This is a genomic window from Pseudanabaena minima str. Chao 2107, from assembly GCF_051131155.1.
GTDB classification, from domain to species: Bacteria; Cyanobacteriota; Cyanobacteriia; order Pseudanabaenales; family Pseudanabaenaceae; genus Pseudanabaena; species Pseudanabaena minima.
Window position 1 is genome coordinate 946621 of sequence record NZ_CP159508.1, and the last position, 18689, is coordinate 965309.

Consider the following 18689-nt stretch of genomic DNA (forward strand, 5'->3'; position numbering starts at 1 on the left):
GATGATGCGAAGCATCATCTCTCTTCTTTAGAAACCATTTAAGAATTGTAATTTTGCCCCCCTACCCCCCAATTCTGGGGGGAACCATATTTAAGTCCCCCAGAATTGGGGGATTTAGGGGGCTAAACACCGAGAGCTTTAAACAAGATTTTAAGTATCATGTGATTCTTAAATGGGTTCTTTAAGCAGGGACAACAATAATTAGCCATAAGGCGATCGCTAAAACCAAGGTACCCATGTGCTGAGGAAGTAGCGATCGCCAAGTTTGTCGCCCAATCTTTTGGGTCAAAGCCCATGTCAACAGCACAGAGAAAATTAACGTTGTTCCTTGCAGAAACTCAATTACCGCAGGGTGAGCGATGAAAATTGGCAGACTAGATCCATCTAGTCCAAAGGTTGCCCAACTCACTGGTAATATTCGCCCCGCTTCTTGGAGAAACAAGCGTAAATAATGCGCCAGATTTGCTCCCAAAACTAAGGGCAAATATCCATAGGCAAGTTGGATAAATGGTCTAGGCTTGTAGGTGGTAATACCATAGGGAAGCTGATAATCTTGGCAATTCTTTTTCCAGATGATGGTCAGCCAATAGAGCGATCGCATAATTCCATGAGCAGCTAAGGGAATTAGCGCCGCAACTATTAAAATGAGTAGCGATACGGCTAAATGGGGCAAGAGAAATTCGTTGCTATTCGGCAAACCTAATGCTGTTTCAATTTCTGACAATCGATGCAAAAATGCGCCACCCAGCAATAACAATAGCAGTGCGACTTCATAGGTACGCGGAACATGGGTTGTCCATAATTCGATCGCAGGAGGTCGGAGATTGAACTCCACCGATCGATGGGGACATGCCTTGAGACAAGTCATACATAAAACACAGTCGCGATTCTCTTGCAACTGAGCAGGATGGGAATAAAGTGGACATCCATTGGTTTCTAATCCTTCACCTTTTTGAATGCCACCTTTATAGCATTGATAGGTTGTACATTCGGCTGAACAGGTTCCTTGCTGAGCGCGTAATTCTGTCATTGAGAGTTTGGCAAATAACCCATTCATGCCACCAATCGGACAGAGATAGCGACACCAGTACCGACGCTCAAAAATGAGGGAACAGATCATTGCTCCAGCGGTAATCAATAGTAATAAATATGCCGAGAGATAGGCTGTATTTTGTAAGTCCCAAAGTTCTTCCCAAAGATAAATCAACACAAATAGACCAAATAAGAACCATCCTCCCCAACGTTCTGCCCAGTCTCGATTCCAAGATTTAAGTTGACGGGGAAATAGCCATAAAGAGAGCTTCTGCACAACTTCACCATAAATCATAAATGGGCAGATGGAACACCATAGTCGTCCCACAAAGGGAAAGCTAATTAAGATTAATGGCCACCACCATGCCCAAAAAAAGTTAAGCGCAATATTGCGATCGCGGGTTTGGGGTGCTAAAAACAGGGTTGCGACAACAAGCGCAAAAAAGGTGAAGGTAAATCCATAGTTAATGCGATCAGGAAACCAGTCACTGCGTAAGAATCGGCGCAGATTAGGATCGGCATTGAGCAGATTAAACCGAAATTTTTTGCCCTTAGGTTGGGTTGACCAAAATACCGATTCATCTAGCGATCGCGCACCCTGTGACTGCAATATTGCCCGTTCCACCAGTAATTGCAGTTCTTTGAGATTACCTGTGAAGTCATGGCTTTGGAGACTGCGTAGAGCTTCAGCAGTAATCGTAGGCTTGGGAATGCCGCGATCGCGACAGAACAGACTGATGTAATACTCTACATGGGGTTTAATATCAACCTTGCGTACTCTTAAGGATGGAACCTTAATCGAATGTTTAACATGGGATTCACAAGCTGATTGACGTTTCTCAGAAACCATAATGATCCTTGCTTCACAGATCAGCGGTGGATCAGTTTCATCACTGCCGACTTGCCTGAAGGTTCCATTTTCTAGAAGTTGGGTGATCTGCGGAATCAGTTCTTTTGGTAACTCTTGAATATTATTTAAAAGAAGAGTTCCCTTTCCTAAATATGTTAATAAACCATGATTCTTACCTGCTCGCCCAAATAAATCTGCACCACTAGTTTGAATAAGACTACAATTTACTTTCGCGATCGCTTCTCGTCGGTATGCCGAATTAAAATGAATTAGAGCTGCAATATTGTCTTTATCTAGTCCTGGCTCGCCCAGAATCAATACTGGTTGTCGATCTTCACTCGCCTTTTTAATCTCTTGGCGTAATCTTGTGGCATAGCGACTCTTGCCAATAATTCCTCGCTCAGCCTTAGTAATCAAGTAGGGCTGCAACACCTGCAATCGCTCTTGTATCCACTCTAGAGAAGTTTCAGAATAACTGGAAGACATAATTCTTAACAGGCTCATGCTATTGCCAACTAGAGTATACTCTTTCGACTGCAACATAAAACTGTAAGCAAAGATGGCGCGAAACGCCACCAAAGCCAAACCCAGCAAGCCCCAAAGTGGCGGCGCAGCGCGCCGCCACTTTGGGGCTTGCTGTATCAAATCATGTCTTCATTATTTCCCCATTTTCTTTGTTGATAATGTTGAGTCAGCCAATAGATAAACTTAGGAGCGAAGGATTCGCGGAAGTTTCTAAGATCTTCACCTCTAGCCCATCTCCCAAAAGGCTAAGGTGTACAAACAAGTCAAACTGTCTACGTTTGAAAGTTTAGATCCCCCCCAGCCCCCCTTAAAAAGGGGGAAGAACTTTCTTCTTCCCCCTTTTTAAGGGGGATTGAGGGGGATCATTAGTAACTCACGCTATAGCTGATAATTGTGTGTACACCCTAGCCTTGTGGGAGAGGGGGGCTGGGGGGTGAGGATTTCACGTAACATCAATTACATTTATCATTTTGATAGGAGAGAACTTTGAAGATTTTATTAGTTGAAGATGATTTGCACTCTGCGGCAATACTCTTACAACTACTCGCAGGATCTCCTTACGCCATTGATGCGGTAGCCGATGCAAAAACGGCTTGGCAATATGTGGAAACCTACGATTATGACCTGATCATTCTCGATGTAATCCTGCCTGATAGTGATGGTATTGGTTTATGTGCCAAGCTTCGCAACGAAGGCTACACCACTCCTGTGTTGTTGCTGACGGCGAAGGATAGTACGAGCGATCGCGTGATGGGGTTAGAAGCAGGAGCCGATGACTATGTGGTTAAGCCCTATCACTTTCAGGAATTGGTAGCCAGAATTCGGGCGCTATTACGTCGCTACCATGAGAGCGATACCCTCATTCAAGAATTTATGTGGGATGACTTGCGGCTTGATCTTAAGACGAATACTGTTACTTATAAGCAAAAACCTTTACGGTTAACTCAAAAGGAATATGGATTATTAGAAATATTTCTTAGACATCCACAACAGATATTTAGCCGTAGTGCTTTGATCGATCAGGTGTGGTCGGCGGGAGAGTTTCCCAGTGATGAGGCGGTGACTACACATATTAAGGGATTACGACAGAAGTTGAAGGCGGCGGGATTGCAGACAGATCCCATTGAGACTTTATATGGATTGGGTTATCGTCTCAAAGCTGCTCCTGTAGATATATCTGATTCTGTGCAAAAGCCTGCTGAGCCTGTGGTGAGCAGTCCTCTAGCTGAAAAACCTGTAATTGACGAAGACATTTCGCCACTCGATAAGGCTCGAATACAGGAAGTAATTGCGATTATGGCTCAGAAATTAATCGCGAGTTTGCCAGAGACGATCGCTATGTTCCGTCGAGTAGCGATCGCTTTAGCGCAGGACGAGTTGGACAAGGATCTGCGTTATGAAGGATATATGCAAGCGCATCGACTGATTGGCTCCTTGGGTTCCTTAGGATTTCCTGAAGAATCAGCGATCGCCCGTCAGCTTGAAAAAATGCTCCATAGCGAGTTCTCTTTGTCTATCTTTGATGCAGATTTGCTACAGCAATTGGTTACCAAGCTTGAACAGATTACCCTAAACTCACCACCAATCTCTACTGGGCAAACCTTAGACCCATCTGATTATTCGTCATTACCTTTATTATTAATTGTTGATGATGATGTTCCATTTACACAGGAGATACAACTGGAGGCAGAAACTTGGGGAATGCGGGTACAAGCAGCGTTTGATCTGAAAACTGCTAGAGAGAAAATTGCGAAGGAAGTACCTGATGTAATTCTGCTAGATATTACGTTTCCTAATTCTAGTGAGAACGGGCTGAGTTTTTTAGATGAACTGGCTCAGAGAGAGACACAAATTCCGACGGTAATGATCACCGCTACGAGTGGATTGAGCGATCGCGTGACGGCAGCACGTAAGGGCAGTTGCTCATTTATCGAGAAACCTACTTCTACAGAAGAAATACTGAATACAGTGTCGCAGGTCTTATCTCAAAGGTATAGCGATCGCCCGAAGGTGATGATTGTTGATGACGATCCAAATACACTCATAATCTTGCGGCAATTACTAAAACGGTATGATGTTGAGGTGACGACTTTGCAAGATTCTAAGCAGTTTTGGCAAATCTTAGAGTCAACTTGTCCTGATCTGTTAATTTTAGATTTGCTCATGCCTTACTATAGTGGGCTTGATTTGTGCCAAACAGTGCGAACGTCTGCTCGCTGGCATGATTTACCAATCGTGTTTTTATCGTCTCAGAGCGATCGCGAAACAATTCGGCAATTATTTATCGCGGGTGCTGATGATTATCTGAGTAAGCCAGTTGTGGAGAGTGATTTGTACACACGCATTCTCAGCCGTTTAGATCGCGGTCGTCTCTATAGATAAAAATCAGGTTGCAATCAACTTAATCTCCTCAGATTGTCCTCATTTTTGGTTGTTATTTATATTAGAAGCTATTGAGACTGGATTCAGATATTAACTATATTTATAAGCAATTTATAATATGAAAATATTCGAGCAATTTTATGAATGCCCTGTTACTGGTCAAAACTCCACAATTTGGCAGCTAAAATGCCATGTATGCATTATCCATCGACAATTTGGACAGCCAGTTGTGATCGTTTCTGTACAGAACTGCGAGATTGGTTGGTTTATTCCTGCTCAGCTTGAAGAACTTGCCACCCAAATAGTTCAGACGTTTCAGCTTAACCCTAATCGTCTACTTTGGATTGAACGTGACCCCCACTACGCTAGTCGCCCCATCAATACAGAATATAGCGAAGTTTCTTTTGATTGGCATGAAGGGGTTGCCACTAATGCTAGATGGAAGGCGATTACTAATGAAGCCGTAGAATCTCTCAGTGCCAAAGAATTTACAGGGAATCGCACTTACCTCAATTCTGAACTCGTAAGCGCTTAACTAACATCCGTGAGATCTATGTGATCCATATGCGATCTTTTACCTTCTGTAATTAACTATTACTAGCGAGATACTCTCATGTCTAAAACCTTCGTTAAAGTAACATTGATGATTGCTGTGGAAGAAGTTGATAATTTTCTTAGCGATTATCCCAATTGCTTGCATCCAGAATATTCCACACTTGCCGAATTTCAACCCAAGATATCCAATGCGGAACTACGGCAGCGATCACTAGAGCATATTACCCGTCACATTCCCAAGCGTTATGAGGTAATTGATTGTGCGAGGGAAAGTCCCGACAAACCCAAAATGCCCTACAGCGTTTTGGAACAAGGGTTACAGATTAAAGCGCTCGTGCAAGATGGCATTTTTCAAATTTTGCCAGAGTATGTATAAAAATCAGATCTTGGCATCAGATTGTCCTCATTTTTGTATTTTATGATCAGCGCATTACAGTCAGAGGAAATCTTAAATTTTATGGCTCAACCAATATCAACACTTACGCATACCAAAACCATCCTGTTAATTGATGATGATGAGATGAGTCGTTGGTTAGTGCAGTTATGTTTAGAAAATTTCGTTAATTGGCAAATACAAGTCGCGATTTCTGGCAAAGCAGGTCTAGCAGCGATCACACAGGCAGAACCTGATGTGATATTGCTAGATATTATGATGCCAGATATGGATGGATTTACTTTTATGCAAAAATTAAAAGCAGATAAGCTACACGCACATATCCCGATTGTTGCTCTGACATCCTCTACTAGCAGGTTTCGTTATCAAACATTTATCGATTTAGGATGTCAAGGTGTCATTAGTAAACCCTTTAATCCAATCACCCTTGGTTCAAAAATTTCTCAGATATTAGGTTGGTAATGAATACATTTTTAAGACAGGTCGATCATAATTTCGATGAATCTGAAGCGGTTAATCTGACTAACTGCGATCGCGAACCGATTCATATTCCTAGTTTGATTCAGCCCCATGGACTATTGTTCGTACTCACCGAGCCAGATTTGCGGATTGCTCAGGTGAGTGCTAATTCCCTTGAGATTTTGGGAATGGCGACCGATGATTTACTCGATCGCCCCTTAGCAGAATTTACAGGCGAAGAACTGATTAAATCGATTCAGGCTTGTCTCGATCGCAATTTTGAATCTCCCAACCCTCTGCGTGTTGACTTTTGCCAATTGGTGGATCACTTGCCTAGAGCTTTTAATGGCATTGTGCATCGCGCCCCTACAGGTGAAATTGTCCTAGAACTAGAACCTTGGGAATCATCATCGGGAAGTGATTTTTTTCAGTTCTATCACCAAATCAAACATAATCTTGCCAAAATCCAGACCGCCCAAGACTTAACCGCATTATGCGATTTAGTAGTAAAGGAAGTACAAGCCCTAACGGGATTTGATCGCGTTATGATCTATCGCTTTAGTGAGCAGGGGGATGGAACTGTGATTGCAGAAACCAAACAGCCTGACCTAGAGACATTTCTAGGGCTGCGATATCCTGACTCAGACATTCCAAAACAAGCGAAACATCTCTACACCCTCAACTGGTTGCGCTTAATTCCAGATGTGAATTATCAACCCACAGGTTTAGTCAGTCATGGACTCCCAGAAGCGGCATCCCCCCTACAAAACGCCCCCCTTGACATGAGTTACTGTGCCTTGCGATCGGTTTCGCCAATTCATATTGAATATCTGCAAAATATGGGGGTGACAGCTTCGATGTCTGTCTCTCTAATTCAAAACAAAAAATTGTGGGGATTGATCGCCTGTCACCATTACACGCCTAAATTTGTTCCTTATGAGACTCGGACTATCTGTGAATTTTTGGGGCAGTTGATGTCTACGGAGTTAGCCAATAAAGAAGCTAACGAAAATCTGGATTACAAACTCCATCTCAAAACAATTCAAGGTCAGTTTGTAGAACGTTTGACCAAAGTCACGGAATTTGTGGATGAACTCGACCATGATCACGAAGCGTTATTAAATCTTACGGCTGCTCAAGGTGCGGCGATTTGCGATGGCGATCGCCTGATTTTGATTGGTGAGACTCCCGATGAGCTAGCCATAAAATCTTTGCTAACTTGGCTAGAGGATCACTTTGAGCAGGATCTTTTTGTTACCGATGCCTTGTCTACTCTTTATCCTGAAATGACTGAATATCAGGCGATCGCCAGTGGCTTAATGGCGATCGCTATTTCTAAAATCCAGCACCGATATGTTCTCTGGTTCCGTCCTGAACAGTTGCAAACCGTGACTTGGGCAGGCGATCGCGATAAATCCACACAAATCGCTGAAGATGGCAGTATTCTTCTCCTGCCGCGTCAATCCTTTGCTGCTTGGAAAGAAATCGTAAGCGGCAAGTCTAACCCTTGGTTGTCCTGTGAAGTGGATAGCGCGATCGAACTGCGACAGACAATCGTGGATATTGTTTTGCGTCAAGCTGATGAACTCGCCAAGATCAACACAGATCTAGAGCGTAGTAACAGTGAACTCGATGCCTTTGCCTACATTGCTTCCCATGATTTAAAAGAACCTTTGCGCGGGATTCATAACTATGCCACTTTCTTGTTAGAAGACTATGGCGAAATTCTTAAGAGTGATGGAGCCGACAAACTGCATACATTGGTGAAACTGACTAAACGGATGGAAGCATTGATCGAGTCTTTGCTGAAGTTCTCACGGTTAAGTCGTCAGGAGTTACAAATGGAACCCCTCAATCTCAATCACTTATTGCAAAATGTGAGAGAACTATTTGCGATGAATCCGCAATGGCAAGACTGCAAGATTCAAATCCCTCGATCGCTACCGATGGTAATGGGCGATCGCCTTTTGATCGAAGAGATTTTTATTAATTTAATTACCAATGCCTTTAAATACAATGAAAGTCCTGAAAAAATAGTAGAAATTGACTGGCTTGCGGAGGAGCCGAAATCGCCTTTGGTGACAGTCTATGTGCGTGATAATGGTATTGGCATCCGAGAGAAGCATTTGGAATCAATCTTTCAAATCTTCAAACGATTAAATGCACCTAACAAATATGGTGGTGGTACGGGTGCTGGGCTAACCATTGTCCGCAAGATTGTGGAAAGGCACAAAGGTAATATTCAAGTACAATCTATCTATGGACAAGGAACCACGGTTTCTTTTACCCTACCTGCGAATGATTTCAATAATGCTGTTTAGATATGAAAAAATCTAAAAAATCCCCCTCAATCCCCCTTAAAAAGGGGGAAGAAGAAAATTCTCCCCCCTTTTTAAGGGGGGCTGGGGGGATCTAAACCATCAAACGTAGACAGAGCGACTTGTGTTCAGGGTAGCCTTTTCAAGGGGGCTGGGGGGATCTAAGCAATTCTCAATATATATATTAGTTTTTACGACCATTTATGAATAATCTCTTAACTTCTCCTTGGGATGACCTCACCCATCCCATCATTCTCATCGTTGAAGATAGCGATGAAGACTTCTATATGTTTATGAGAGCCACGCAAAGTCTCGATGAGTTACAGCGATCGCTTTATCGTTTTTTACGATTTGAAAATGGTGATGAGGTTCTTGATTACCTATTTCGTCGAGACGAATATGAAAACCTCAAGGCTCCTTTACCTGTTGCCATGCTGCTCGATCTCAACTTACCGGGAACCGATGGTCGAGACATCATTCAGCAAGTCAAACAAACAAAACATTTGCGAACTTTGCCAATTATTGTCTTGACCACATCCAGTAGTCAACGCGATATTCAAACCTGTTACGAGAATGGAACCAACTGCTATACCCTCAAACCTATGGGCGTTGCCGCCATGCAAAAAACTATTCAAACCTTATTTCAGCATTGGTTCCAAGTTGCGGTGCTACCTAGCTACGGACAGTTCACCACCTGAAATCTCGGGTGAAATCTTATGATCTCGACATCATCTCCCTCAGACTCCGCCATTAGCATTTTGATTGTCGATGATTCGGCGGAAGATCGCGCTACTTACATGCGCTATCTGCGATCGGATACTCGCCACTATACTTTTTTGGAAGCCGAAACCCTAGAGCAAAGCATAGATTTATGGCGATCGCAAGATCCCGATATTGTCCTCATTGATTATTTTTTGCCCGATGGCGAAGGCTGGGAGTTGCTAGCCGCAATGGGAGAGAGTGATCTTGTGCCAAAGCTAGCGGCGATCATTTTAACTGGACATGATGGCAATGAACAGACTATCCTCCAAACAATGCGGTTAGGAGCAGCCGACTATCTAGTTAAGCGAGAAGTTACTGCCTTATCTCTATGTACCCGTGTTGGACAGGTATGCGATCACATCATGCTTACTCGTCAACTCAAGCGATCGCAGGAGCAAGAACTTTTAATTGCCAAAATCTCGCTACATATTCGGCAATACAATAGTTTAAAAGAAATTCTCAATACAAGTGTCCAAGAAGTACGCGCCTTTTTAAAAGCCGATCGCACCGTCATTTATCAGTTCAATCCTGATTTTAGTGGCATGGTCGTCGCTGAGTCAGTCTTTCCACCTTGGGAAACCTGTCTGCACCGACAACTCAGTGACGAATATTTTCCTGAAAATGTGGGAGGAGAATATCGACAAGGGAGAATCTTTGTGGCTCCTGATATATATCAGGCAAATCTTAGTGAATGTCATTTGCAAATGCTAGCCAGCTTTCCCACAAGGGCAAGCCTGATCGTACCAATCCTTCGCCCCAATGATAAAGATAATCCTCTATGGGGTTTGCTCTGTACCTATCAATGTTTTGAGCCGCGTGTTTGGCAGGAGTCAGATATTCGCTTACTTCAGCAATTATCCGTACAGTTAGCGATCGCGATCCAACAAGCAGAACTCTATCACAATCTCCAGATGAACAATGCCGAATTAGAAAATCGGATTGCTGAGCGCACTGCCGAACTTTTTAAACGTCAACAGGAATTTGTTGCCATTGTCGAGAATTCCCCTAACGTGATCTTGCGTCTCGATCGCCAAATGCGTCACCTCTATATCAATTCGATCGCCGAAGTAAAATCAGGCATCCCTGCCGCCGCCTTTGTGGGCAAAACCAGCCGTGAGTTAGGATTACCCTCAAAGAACGTGGATATAGCAGAATCCATTGTCAAAAAGTTATTGGCAACAGGGGAAAAACAGCAGTATGAGATTGATTTTCCATCACTATCAGGATGTGAATATTACCAAGTAGAAGCTATTCCTGAATACGATATCGCGGGAGAAATTGCCACGGTGCTAATGGTATTTACCGACATCACCGCTAAGAAACTCAATGAAATCGCCCTCACCGAAGCAAACCGCCGTTGGCAATCTCTATTAGATAATGTGCGCCTCATTGTGGTGGGACTAAACTCTGAGGGAATCGTGGAATATGTGAATCCATTTTTTCTAGATTCCGCAGGTTATCAGTTAGAAGAAGTCATCGGCAAAAATTGGTTTTCTTGCTTTTTACCACATATTGAACAAGAGGTAGTAGAATCGGCTTTCTTCGGCTCACCCATCAGTGACGATAACTTCTATAAATATTATCAAAACTCCATTGTCACCAAAACAGGCGAGGAAAGAATAATCGCTTGGAACAATACGATCCTTCGCAATCAAAATGAGGAAGTTATTGGCTCAATGAGTATTGGTGAAGATATTACTGAAAAGTTAAAGGTTGAGCGCATCAAAGATGAATTTATTTCCATTGTTAGCCACGAGCTACGTACACCCTTAACATCAATTCGGGGTGCGTTAGGACTGCTTGCATCAGGTGTATTAGCCAACAAACCCGAAGTTGCCAAGAATATGATCGATATTGCGGCGATCGACATTGAGAGGTTAGTCCGTCTGGTCAATGATATTTTGGACTTAGAGCGCTTAGAATCTAATAAAGTAAACCTTGATCGTCAATGGCATGATACAGCACACCTATGTCATCAAGCCGTCGAAACCATGCAAGCGATCGCTACCGAAAGCCAAATCCAAATCTTAGCTGAATGTAAATCCTTCCAAATTTTTGCTGATAGCGATCGCCTTGTCCAAACCCTTGTTAATTTACTAAGTAATGCGATTAAGTTCTCACCACCACAAAGCCAAGTTGAAATCAGAATCGAATCTCTTGCGGAGGAAATTATGTTTCATGTCAGTGATCGAGGTCGCGGCATTCCCGAAAAGTACTTAGAAAGCATCTTTGGGCGTTTTAACCAAGTCGATGCTTCCGATTCTCGACAGAAAGGAGGCACAGGTTTAGGTTTAGCCATTTGCCAAAGTATTGTTCAGCAACATGGTGGCAGAATATGGGCTGAAAGTAAATTATTAGAAGGAAGTACGTTTTCATTCACAATTCCACACCAAAGAAAATAAGAAAAATCCCCCTCAATCCCCCTTGTAAAGGGGGAAGAAGAAAAGAAAATTCTCCCCCCTTTACAAGGGGGGCTGGGGGAGATCTAAACCTCAAACCTTAAATAGAAAGAATTAGAACAACATTATTCAGAAATTTATAATTATGCTCACTAAATCGATTTTACTAATTGATGACGAGCCAAATCTGGCTCAAGTCATAGCGGTTTGTTTAGAAAGCTTTAAAGGATGGAAAGTCCAAATCGCCAACTCTGGCAAAGCAGGGCTTAGCATTGTCGAATCCCTCAAGCCAGACGTAATTCTCCTTGATGTAATGATGCCTGAAATGGATGGCATTACTGTCTTTCAGCATCTCCAACAAAATCTCAATACTCAAAAAATTCCTGTAATTCTATTAACCGCTAAGGTACAAGCAAGCGATCGCGCCAGATTTGCTCAACTAAATATCGCAGGAACGATCGCCAAACCCTTTGAGCCACTGCAAATTGCCGATCAAATTGCCCAGCTTTTAAAGTGGTAGCTGAAGATTTTCTGTGGCGTGGCTTAGCCACGCCACAGAAAATCTTAAATCTCATCTCCCTCAGAATATCCTCATTTTTATTCTCTAAACTAAATTCAAATTGTAATTAGAAGCTGAATTGTGCTTCACAGTCCCAATGGAAAATACATCTAAAAAAACAGTTTTATTAATAGATGATGATGAATATATTTGCAAAATTGTCGAGACTTGTGTAGAAATGTTTAGTGACTGGCAACCAGTAACCGTCCCTTGCTGCGAAGAAGGTTTAGCAGCCGTTGAAAATATCCAACCTGATGTAATTTTGCTAGATATGATCATGCCAAACATGGATGGATTTGCTTTTCTTAAAAATTTGCAAGCCCATCCTGAATTTGCTAATGTTCCAGTTGTTTTATTAACTGGTCGCGTTGACCTCACCGAATCTCAAAAAATTGCTCAGTTAGGAGTCAAAGGTGCGATCGCCAAACCCTTCAATCCTGTTCAAATTGTTTCTCAACTGAAGCACATTTTAGATTGGTAATTATAGCCAAGATGAAATGTGGTGCGAAGCAGCACATTTCATCTTGGCTATAAGACAGCGACAATTATAGCTGTCGCCATGCTTGAAAACAAATAGTGTGAGGCGGCGCGAAGCGCCGCCTCACACTATTTGTTTTTTGATTTGTCCTGATAAGTACCTGTGCAAAATAAATTACCAAAACCCGTAAAGTTGCGCCCCTGCGGGGCGCAACTTTACGGGTTTTGCTTTGTAATTAATTATGCCTAGCTACTTACAGGTGGCTATAGCTACCCTAATTACTGATTTTTTCTTGTTTCGCCAAGTATTGATTAATGGGAGCATAACCCTCTAAATAACCGCTACATCCTTTAATACCAAAACACAAAATAGCGTAGCCATTTTGTGTTTTTAAAACCCTTACTGGATTTGGTTTTCAATTCACAAAAGTGTTGCCACACTTTCGTGAATTGGTATAAAGAGATCTGGCGTAAAAGGAAGAGACATATGGGAAACTCAGAACATCTTGCAATACTGAAACAAGGAGTAGCCAGTTGGAATAGATGGCGACAAGAAAATCCTGAGATTATTCCCAATCTAAGTGGTACTAACTTGAGACGAGCCAATCTCCGTGAAGCAGATTTGAGTGGAGTAAATTTACGTTGGGCGAATCTAAGTAATGCTAATTTATTAGGTGCAAATCTAAGTGGCTCTGATTTGGTGAAGGCAAATTTACGAGAGGCTGATTTATACAAGGCAAATCTCAAAGATGCAGAAGTAAATGGAGCCTATTTGAGTAAGGCACATCTACGAGAAGCTTCTTTGCAAAGATGTGATCTAAGTCTGGCAAACCTTCAGGGAGCCGATCTGACTAGAGCCTATTTTAATGGTGCGAACTTGAGTGGTGCAGACTTAGATGCAAGTGACTTGAGTAATGCTAGTTTAAGTGAGACAAACTTAAGTAATGCCATTTTAAGTAATGTCAATCTGACCAATGCCGATCTTCGTCGTAGTGATTTGACCAATGCAAATTTAGAATTTGCCGATCTCAGTAATACCAATCTCTCAGACTCAAAACTATGTACCGCAAATTTAAGTAATGCTAACTTGCAAGAATGTGACTTGAGTAATGTGGCTATTAATCAAGCTAATTTAAGTTATGCCAATTTATGTGATGCAATTCTCAGCAACGCCAATCTAAGTAATACTAATTTAAGTCATTCCAATCTCAAAAATGCAGTTCTGAGCAATGCGATTTTGAGTGATGCAAATTTGAGTGATAGTAACTTAGAAGATGCAATTTTAAGTGATGCAATTTTAAGTAATGCTAATTTGAATGGAGCAATTCTGACAGGAGCGCAACTTATCTCAGCAAAATTAGATGCTGCTTTTTTGATTGGCACTAACTTAGTCAAAGCGAATTTACGCCTTGCTAATCTAAATGGAGTAAGTTTATCTGAAGCAAATCTATTCGGAACAATTATGCCTGATGGTTCCGTACATAATCACTAATAAAGGCGATGGTGCGAAGCACCATCGCCTTTATTAGTGATTATTCCTTTGGTTTGCCAGCAACATCACCATCGCCGTCAATGTCACGACCAGTCAAACTTTCTAGAGCATCAACTGCCTTGCCTGCGGAATCTTTGGCGATCACACCAACATCTGTATTCAGCACATCGGAAACCTTTTTAGCATTTTCTTCGCCAATAGCACCTTCAACCTTGTCTTTGATGCCTTCAGCTACTTCCCCAGCCTTTTGCTGTAAGCCACTTACAAATCCACCAATTCCAGATTTTTGTTCTTCGCTCATTTTCACTAACTCTGTATAGAGTTTAAGTTGATTTACCCTAGCATTATAGTCATGTAAGTCTAAAAATTTATGTTTTTTGCAACACTATGTAAAAATATGGGACGTGAAAACTTTGCAGCGCAAAGTTTTTACGTCCATTAGAGATTAATAAGCACCTTTACCAAACAAAATTAAACGTAAAGTCTCAATCAGAATCTCTAAATCGAAGTTTAATGACCAGCGATCTATATAAAACAGATCTAACTTTGCCACATCATCAATAGTATCTAAATCCGATCGCCCCGAAATTTGCCATAACCCTGTAATCCCTGGCATAACTAGATGGCGCGTATGATGCCAATTGGTAAATCTCGCCACGTCCCTAACAGGCAAAGGTCTGGGACCAACAAGACTCATCTGTCCAAGTAAAACATTAAATAGTTGTGGAAGCTCGTCAAGACTAGTACAGCGTAAAAAATGACCAATTGGAATAATGCGTGGATCACGTTCAATTTTGAACATGACACCATCGGAACTTTTGTTAAGATGCTCTAGTTCAGCTTGTCGGCGATCAGCATCCATAAACATGCTACGAAATTTCCACATGCGGAATGATTGCCCCTGTAGTCCTACTCGATCTTGAGTGTAGAATATACTCCCTTTGGAACTGGTCTTAATGGCGATCGCTATTCCTATAAATACAGGCGATAAGACAATCAATCCGATAAATGCCGCAACCAAATCTAAACAGCGCTTAAAGATATATTCCCAGTTTGCCAGCAGTGACGACTCAATCCGAATCATCGGCATTGATGCAAAAATCTCTGGAGTACCACGTCGATGTAGCAGCATTAAGCTAGATGGTATTAACCTTAGCCCTATTCCTGCATTACGGAGTTGCCAATATAATTGAGAAGCTAGTTGAGTTTCGGGTAATCCTTCTGCTATTACTTCCTTTGCTCCAGAATTAATAATACATTGCATGGAGTGTGAGGTATTAGCGAGGGAAGAGGTAAGCACCCCAACCACTTTGTAACCTGTCCTTTTTTCGATAATGTTAGCTAAGTAAGAAAGGCGATCGCTAGGTGCAATGATAAACACAGGTGTATGAATTCTGGCGATCGGAAACTGGTCGAAGAGCAAAGTCAATAGCAATCGTAATCCGATAATCATGATCACACTACCAACCCATGCTGGGAAAAATAGCGATCGCGGAGCATCCACTGTAGGGTCGTGAAAATAACTGATCACCAAGGAAGCCATATAGACACTGCTAATAACTTGGGCTTGCTTTACGTAGTTGCGCCATTGGGACTCACCTCGATAAAAGTTGTGATAAGCAAATAATGTGACGATCGCCGCCGCAAAAGCCCAAAACAACCCTGTTAATCCTGCAAATTCTCCCCAATTCAGTTCTGGTGGCAAAGGCGAAAAGCCTTGCTTCAGGTTCCAAGATACTCTCCAAGCGATACCTAACCCCAAGATATCGCTAGTAATTAGTAATAGCGATCGCAACCAGTTGAACTCGCCCATAGACCATTTGCGCTGATTGCCAGCCCGAATGTCATATTTTTTGACATGCTTATCGGATTGTTTCTTAGCTGATTGGCGATCGCTACTCACTCTCATATCCCTCTTCTGCTCTTAACCTGATTGTGCATCACAAATTTTTCTTATTAAGTCTCAGTTCATTTATCTTGCCCAAACTCGGAATTAGTTTGGACATGTATGGTACTAAATGAGTTGAGAGAGGCTTCGACTTCGCTCAGCCAGCGTGTACTGCTGGCTGAGCGAAGTCGAAGCCCTATTTTTTAAGACTGCAAATGATTTCACCACTTGCATATTAAGACAAAATCCAATCCCAAAAGATGAATGGCGGCGCACCGCACCGCCATTCATCTTTTGGGATCTTGAAAAATTCGGCGTAAATGTTGGAGGCAAAACAAAATTACAAAGCAGGGATTATTAATCAAATAACGCTGCCACAAACGTGCTGGCTCTTGACTAAAGCGATATAACCACTCCAAGCCGATCGCCATCATCCAACGTGGAGCTTGTGAAATCTTGCCACTATGAAAATCAAAGGCAGCACCAACCCCAACCATTACAGCATCCAAGTGATGATGGGCGTGGCTCATCCAAAATTCCTGCTTAGGACAACCAAGCGCGATAAATACAACTTTTGCACCCGACTTAGCAATAAGTTGCATATCTTCAGTTAGTTGTGATTCAAAGTTAGGATCATTAATCTCGAAATATGGTGGGGCATGTTTACCCGCGATCGCCAAATCTGGAAAGCGAGATTTTAAGTTCTGCTCTAATTTGTTAAGTGTTTCGACCGTTGCGCCAAATAAATAAATAGATATATTTTCCTGTGCTGCGCGATCGCATAGAGCCAGCATCAAATCTGGTCCATAGACTCGCTGTTGATCTTTTACTCCTAGCGATCGCAAGCCCCATACCAGTGGCATTCCGTCAGGGGTTACAATTTCCGCGTTAGCTAATACTTGGCGATAGCTATGATTCCAGTAAGCCGTCATCACCACATGAACGTTAGCCGCCACAATATAACTAGATTGATTTTGCTGAGCAAGCAATGTAATGCGATCGCAAGTATCTACATAGCTAGTCGTGTCAATCCCCACATCAATAATCGATATACGCTGGCTCATAAGTACAGTTTTGGGCTGGTGAGTTTTGATGCCACTTTATGCTAATATCGCTAAGGCAAAAAATACGGCTTTGGAGTTTTGATTCGCTCAATGAATACAGAAATTGCAGAAGATTTATTCACTCAAGGTTTAGAACGCTACAAGCAAGGTGAATCTGCGGCAACCTTAATTCCTGTGTTTGAAAAAGTATGCGATCGTCAGCCCAAAGTTGCTAGCGGCTGGATTTGTTTGTCTTGGTTATATTTGCTAGACAATAACGCTAAACTTGCTGTCAAGGCAGCGCAAAAAGCTGTCAAAATTGCCCCCGAAGATCCTCAAGGTCATATTAATTTGGCGATCGCGATGCTAGAGCTATCTCAGAAGGGTGTCCGCGAGCAAGTTGAAGCTGCTCAAAACTGGCTAATGATTTTGAAAGATATTAAGCCAGAAATTGTTGAGAATTTTGAAGAGGGGCTGCGTCGTCGCCCAGACTGGAAAGCCCTTGAAAAGGTTAGAGATTGGGTATTGAATTAATCTATAATCGGCAATTTCTGGTTAATTTCTGTTTATTGTCAAAATTTGTTAATAGAAATCTATTGAATACAGCAAATAACTTTATCTAACATTACATAACTTCATACCTATTGCTTTTATGTCAGAAAAACTTAACACATGATTTTTGTCAAGGGTGTTAGGCTACCTAAATATAAATAACTGAAGCTGCTAATTTTTTAATTACAGTTAAGTGTCAATTTTTTTATTTAGAAGGAAGTTAATAAAATGATCTTAGAAAACGTTAGAGTTAAGCCCGACACCCGCAACCACAAAGGCTTCTTTGTGCTAGAGGCTTCCTACAAACTGGTTAATATCGATGGTAATGGTTGGGCTTTGATTTGTTTAGATGACTATGCTTGTCATTACGTCGATCCTGATGACCTGAAGTTGCCTAGAGGTTGGAAAAAAACAACTAGTAATGAAGTTGTAAACGCTTAGCGAACAACTTCTTGGGGTTTCCTCTATGCTTGACATTGAAGATCGATCAACTACTAAGTTAAATAAACCAAATTTTAAATAAAAAAGAGCAAACTTAGGTTTGCTCTTTTTTATTTAACGTGATTTCGATATAGCCATTTGCAGCGTACTTCGCACAACGCAAATGGCAAAAAATGGTAAAAGCCTCGCGAAGCGAGGCTTTTACCATTTTGGCTACTAGAGATGGTTCGCGCCGCGAACCATCTCTAGTAGCTTTGCAACTAACTCGAACTGAGGTTCTATTAGCTCAGAAAAAACAAAAAGCAGATGAATGCTTCACGCTCATCTGCTTTTTTGTCGAATTATCAAAAAAACCAAAAGTGAAATGAAATGCCACTTCTGGAAGATGTAATAAAAGAATTCAACAGTTAATATTTATACCGACAAATAAAATCCCCATTTTCAGTTACTTGGGTAACTGTGAATTTCTTAAGTATATTTAATAAGACAACCAATCAAATACACTTACGTAGATATCTACTTTTTACAGCAATTTACAAATAAACTCCAACACATTCTAAT

General features: G+C 41.8%; 16 protein-coding genes. 12 read left to right on the forward strand and 4 right to left on the reverse strand.

The features are described 5' to 3' along the window. Positions 1 to 181 precede the first annotated feature (181 nt). Positions 182 to 2386 (reverse strand): sigma 54-interacting transcriptional regulator, encoded by a 2205-nt coding sequence (locus tag ABM313_RS04085; protein ID WP_434688359.1) that lies wholly within the window; start codon positions 2384 to 2386, stop codon positions 182 to 184. A gap of 507 nt (positions 2387 to 2893) precedes the next feature. On the opposite strand from ABM313_RS04085, the gene ABM313_RS04090 reads away from it, so the two are divergent. The 10 genes from ABM313_RS04090 to ABM313_RS04135 all read left to right on the forward strand — a co-directional run bounded on the left by ABM313_RS04090 (position 2894) and on the right by ABM313_RS04135 (position 14204). Continuing rightward, positions 2894 to 4789 (forward strand): response regulator, encoded by a 1896-nt coding sequence (locus tag ABM313_RS04090; protein ID WP_434686423.1) that lies wholly within the window; start codon positions 2894 to 2896, stop codon positions 4787 to 4789. A gap of 118 nt (positions 4790 to 4907) precedes the next feature. After that, complete coding sequence (locus tag ABM313_RS04095) at positions 4908 to 5324, forward strand: hypothetical protein (RefSeq protein WP_434686424.1); 417 nt, start codon at positions 4908 to 4910, stop codon at positions 5322 to 5324. Between the two features lie 78 nt (positions 5325 to 5402). After that, positions 5403 to 5720 carry a hypothetical protein gene (locus ABM313_RS04100; RefSeq protein WP_434686425.1) on the forward strand — a complete coding sequence of 106 codons (318 nt, stop codon included), beginning with the start codon at positions 5403 to 5405 and terminating at the stop codon, positions 5718 to 5720. An 81-nt stretch (positions 5721 to 5801) separates the two neighbouring features. Continuing rightward, complete coding sequence (locus tag ABM313_RS04105) at positions 5802 to 6200, forward strand: response regulator (protein ID WP_434686426.1); 399 nt, start codon at positions 5802 to 5804, stop codon at positions 6198 to 6200. Continuing rightward, positions 6200 to 8518 carry an ATP-binding protein gene (locus ABM313_RS04110; protein WP_434686427.1) on the forward strand — a complete coding sequence of 773 codons (2319 nt, stop codon included), beginning with the start codon at positions 6200 to 6202 and terminating at the stop codon, positions 8516 to 8518. The genes ABM313_RS04105 and ABM313_RS04110 overlap by 1 nt, the downstream gene beginning before the upstream one ends. Positions 8519 to 8718: 200 nt before the next feature. Then, a complete protein-coding gene (locus tag ABM313_RS04115) occupies positions 8719 to 9213 on the forward strand; it encodes a response regulator (protein ID WP_434686428.1) in 495 nt (164 codons plus the stop codon). Positions 9214 to 9231: 18 nt separating this feature from the next. After that, the gene (locus tag ABM313_RS04120) at positions 9232 to 11679 is read left to right on the forward strand and encodes an ATP-binding protein (protein WP_434686429.1); all 2448 of its coding nucleotides are present in this window, start codon (positions 9232 to 9234) and stop codon (positions 11677 to 11679) included. 142 nt (positions 11680 to 11821) lie between these two features. Then, positions 11822 to 12196, forward strand: a complete 375-nt coding sequence (locus tag ABM313_RS04125) for a response regulator (RefSeq protein WP_434686430.1) — start codon at positions 11822 to 11824, stop codon at positions 12194 to 12196. Between the two features lie 136 nt (positions 12197 to 12332). Further along, positions 12333 to 12716, forward strand: coding sequence for a response regulator (locus ABM313_RS04130; protein WP_434686431.1), 384 nt, complete (start codon positions 12333 to 12335; stop codon positions 12714 to 12716). 483 nt (positions 12717 to 13199) lie between these two features. Beyond that, positions 13200 to 14204 carry a pentapeptide repeat-containing protein gene (locus tag ABM313_RS04135; RefSeq protein WP_434686432.1) on the forward strand — a complete coding sequence of 335 codons (1005 nt, stop codon included), beginning with the start codon at positions 13200 to 13202 and terminating at the stop codon, positions 14202 to 14204. Positions 14205 to 14244: 40 nt separating this feature from the next. Here ABM313_RS04135 and ABM313_RS04140 read toward each other — a convergent pair whose 3' ends face one another. From ABM313_RS04140 to ABM313_RS04150, 3 genes are all read right to left on the reverse strand, one after another. Beyond that, on the reverse strand, positions 14245 to 14505 hold the full coding sequence (locus tag ABM313_RS04140; RefSeq protein WP_434686433.1) for a hypothetical protein: 261 nt from the start codon (positions 14503 to 14505) through the stop codon (positions 14245 to 14247). A gap of 144 nt (positions 14506 to 14649) precedes the next feature. Further along, positions 14650 to 16113 carry a sugar transferase gene (locus ABM313_RS04145; RefSeq protein WP_434686434.1) on the reverse strand — a complete coding sequence of 488 codons (1464 nt, stop codon included), beginning with the start codon at positions 16111 to 16113 and terminating at the stop codon, positions 14650 to 14652. A gap of 266 nt (positions 16114 to 16379) precedes the next feature. Beyond that, the gene (locus tag ABM313_RS04150; protein ID WP_434686435.1) at positions 16380 to 17156 is read right to left on the reverse strand and encodes a WecB/TagA/CpsF family glycosyltransferase; all 777 of its coding nucleotides are present in this window, start codon (positions 17154 to 17156) and stop codon (positions 16380 to 16382) included. Between the two features lie 90 nt (positions 17157 to 17246). Here ABM313_RS04150 and ABM313_RS04155 point away from each other — a divergent pair, with 90 nt between their 5' ends. Further along, positions 17247 to 17669 carry a hypothetical protein gene (locus tag ABM313_RS04155; protein WP_434686436.1) on the forward strand — a complete coding sequence of 141 codons (423 nt, stop codon included), beginning with the start codon at positions 17247 to 17249 and terminating at the stop codon, positions 17667 to 17669. 246 nt (positions 17670 to 17915) lie between these two features. Then, the gene (locus ABM313_RS04160) at positions 17916 to 18128 is read left to right on the forward strand and encodes a hypothetical protein (protein WP_094535383.1); all 213 of its coding nucleotides are present in this window, start codon (positions 17916 to 17918) and stop codon (positions 18126 to 18128) included. Positions 18129 to 18689: the final 561 nt, after the last annotated feature.